3 protein-coding genes are annotated in these 2147 nt (G+C 61.6%); 1 reads left to right on the top strand and 2 read right to left on the bottom strand.

Annotation, left to right across the window (positions count from 1 at the left end; translation table 11 throughout):
• Together JHC57_RS22150 and JHC57_RS22145 are read right to left on the bottom strand one after the other, a co-directional pair.
• A partial coding sequence (locus JHC57_RS22150; protein WP_294032721.1) for a Plug domain-containing protein occupies window positions 1-584 on the bottom strand: 584 nt, incomplete at its 3' end.
• 95 nt (window positions 585-679) lie between these two features.
• The gene (locus JHC57_RS22145) at window positions 680-850 is read right to left on the bottom strand and encodes a YezD family protein (RefSeq protein ID WP_294032720.1); all 171 of its coding nucleotides are present in this window, start codon (window positions 848-850) and stop codon (window positions 680-682) included.
• 191 nt (window positions 851-1041) lie between these two features.
• Here JHC57_RS22145 and JHC57_RS22140 point away from each other — a divergent pair, with 191 nt between their 5' ends.
• Entirely contained in the window at window positions 1042-2046 is a 1005-nt protein-coding gene (locus tag JHC57_RS22140) for a nitronate monooxygenase (protein ID WP_294032719.1), read from the top strand.
• The last annotated feature ends 101 nt before the right edge of the window (window positions 2047-2147 follow it).

The raw sequence follows: 2147 nt of genomic DNA, 5'->3' as shown, positions 1-2147 counted from the left end.
TCGAAGTCGAAGGTCGGCTGGTTGGTCGTGATGTTGATGGCGCCCGCGGTGGTGTTCTTGCCATAGAGCGTACCCTGTGGCCCGCGCAGCACTTCGATCTGCGCGACGTCGAGGAAATCGAAGGTCGAAGAGGCGACGCGCGAATAATAGACGTCGTCGACATAGATGCCGACGCCCTGTTCGATCCCGTCGTTGGTAAGACCGAAGGGCGCGCCGATGCCGCGGATATTCACCGCGGTGTTGCGCGGGTTCGACGAATAGAATTGCAGCGTAGGCGTGAGCTGGGTCAAGCGACCGACGTTGAAGCTGCCCGTATTGTCGATCTGCTCGCCGTCGACGACCGAGATGGCGATCGGCACGTCCTGTGCGGTTTCCTGACGACGGCGCGCAGTGACGACGATGTCGCCGCCATAGCTTCCGCCCTCGACCTGCGTCGCGGTATCGCCTCCGGCAGTCGTGGCAGCATCTTCAGCCGTGTTCGTTTCTTCGGCGGCGGCAGGGGTCGCGGCAAGCGCGAGCAGGATGGAAAGCGTGGCAGAGCCAGCCTGCACGCGGCGGCGGACGGACGGATATTTCGCGGTCATGGGTCATTTCCTGTTGCATAAGAAAATCACCACATCCGGCGGTCCGGTCTGCGGCAGGATGAGGGTCAATCCCTCCTTCGGGAGCTCTTTTTCGATCAGTTGGGGTAACGGTGTCGCTCGGTCACGTCGACCTGCACCAGACGCCCTTCGTGCACGGTCAGCTGGATTGCGCCGAACTTCAGCTTGTCGAGGGCTTCGAGCACCGTCTGGATGGCGCGGGGCACCTCTTCGGAGCCGCCTTTGGCGACGTCCTTGATAGCGCTCATGATCATTCCTTTCCCTTTTTGGATTCGCCGGCAAAGCATATGCCAACCGATTTAGTTGACAATGATTGTTTTGCTTTCTGCGCCGAAAGGTTCGGTTGTCGCGCCAAATGGATTCAGGCGTACGGTGGGTCGAAGCACGCAATGACGCCGGGGATTGCGCGCGAGTCCCAGTGCTGGCAAAGGCAGCCTCAATGAGCAAAATTGACGATCTGATGGCCCGCGGGACCGAACTGCTCGGCAGCGACTACGCCATTCTCTGCGGCGCGATGAGTTGGGTTTCGGAACGAAACCTCGTGAGCGCGATCAGCAACGCCGGCGGGTTCGGCGTGATCGCCTGCGGCGCGATGACGCCCGAACTTCTCGACACCGAAATCGCGGCGACCAAAGCGCTCGCCAAACGCAATTTCGGCGTGAACCTGATCACGATGCACCCGCAATTGTTCGAGCTGATCAAGATTTGCGCCAAACATCAAGTCGGCCACGTCGTGCTGGCGGGCGGCCTGCCCCCCAAGGGCAGCCTCGAAACGATCAAGACATCGGGCGCCAAGGTGATCTGCTTTGCGCCAACGCTCGCGCTCGCAAAGAAGCTCGTTCGATCAGGCGTCGACGCGCTGGTGATCGAAGGCATGGAAGCCGGCGGCCATATCGGTCCCGTCTCGACGAGCGTACTCGCACAGGAAATCCTGCCCGAACTCGCCGATCAGGTTCCGGTCTTCGTCGCCGGCGGTATCGGCCGCGGCGAAGCGATTGCGGCTTATCTGGAGATGGGTGCGTCGGGAGTCCAGCTCGGCACGCGCTTCGTCTGTGCGACCGAAAGCATCGCCCATCCCAATTTCAAAAAGGCCTTCATGCGCGCGTCCGCGCGCGAAGCGGTTGCGAGCGTCCAGATCGATCCGCGGCTGCCCGTCATTCCGGTTCGGGCCCTCAAGAACGCCGGCACCGAAGCCTTCACCGCGAAGCAGCGCGAAGTCGCGAACAAGCTTGATGCGGGCGAAGTCGACATGGCGGAAGCGCAGCTCGAGATCGAACATTATTGGGCGGGCGCGCTGCGCCGGGCAGTGATCGACGGCGACATCGAAAACGGGTCGTTAATGGCAGGGCAATCTGTCGGTATGGTATCCGAAGAGGAGAGCGCGGCAGCAATCGTCGCGTCTTTGGTGCAACAGGCCGAAGCGGCGTTGCGCGCTCGGGGTTAAATCCGCAAAGATCATGCGGTTGGGGAGTGGGTCATGAATTTGTCGCGTAAGATCATCGTAGCCGGTCTGCTGGCGAGCGTCGCCGCGTGTGCGCCCAAACC

Source organism: Sphingopyxis sp. (assembly GCF_016463645.1).
Classification (GTDB): Bacteria; Pseudomonadota; Alphaproteobacteria; order Sphingomonadales; family Sphingomonadaceae; genus Sphingopyxis.
Note: the sequence above shows the minus strand (reverse complement) of the source record. Positions and strands in the feature narration are given on the sequence as shown.

Excerpts from the sequence above, each read along its gene's own strand:
- JHC57_RS22145 (WP_294032720.1), bottom strand. The coding sequence starts at position 850 with ATGAGCGCTATCAAGGACGTCGCCAAAGGCGGCTCCGAAGAGGTGCCC.
- JHC57_RS22140 (WP_294032719.1), top strand. The coding sequence starts at position 1,042 with ATGAGCAAAATTGACGATCTGATGGCCCGCGGGACCGAACTGCTCGGC.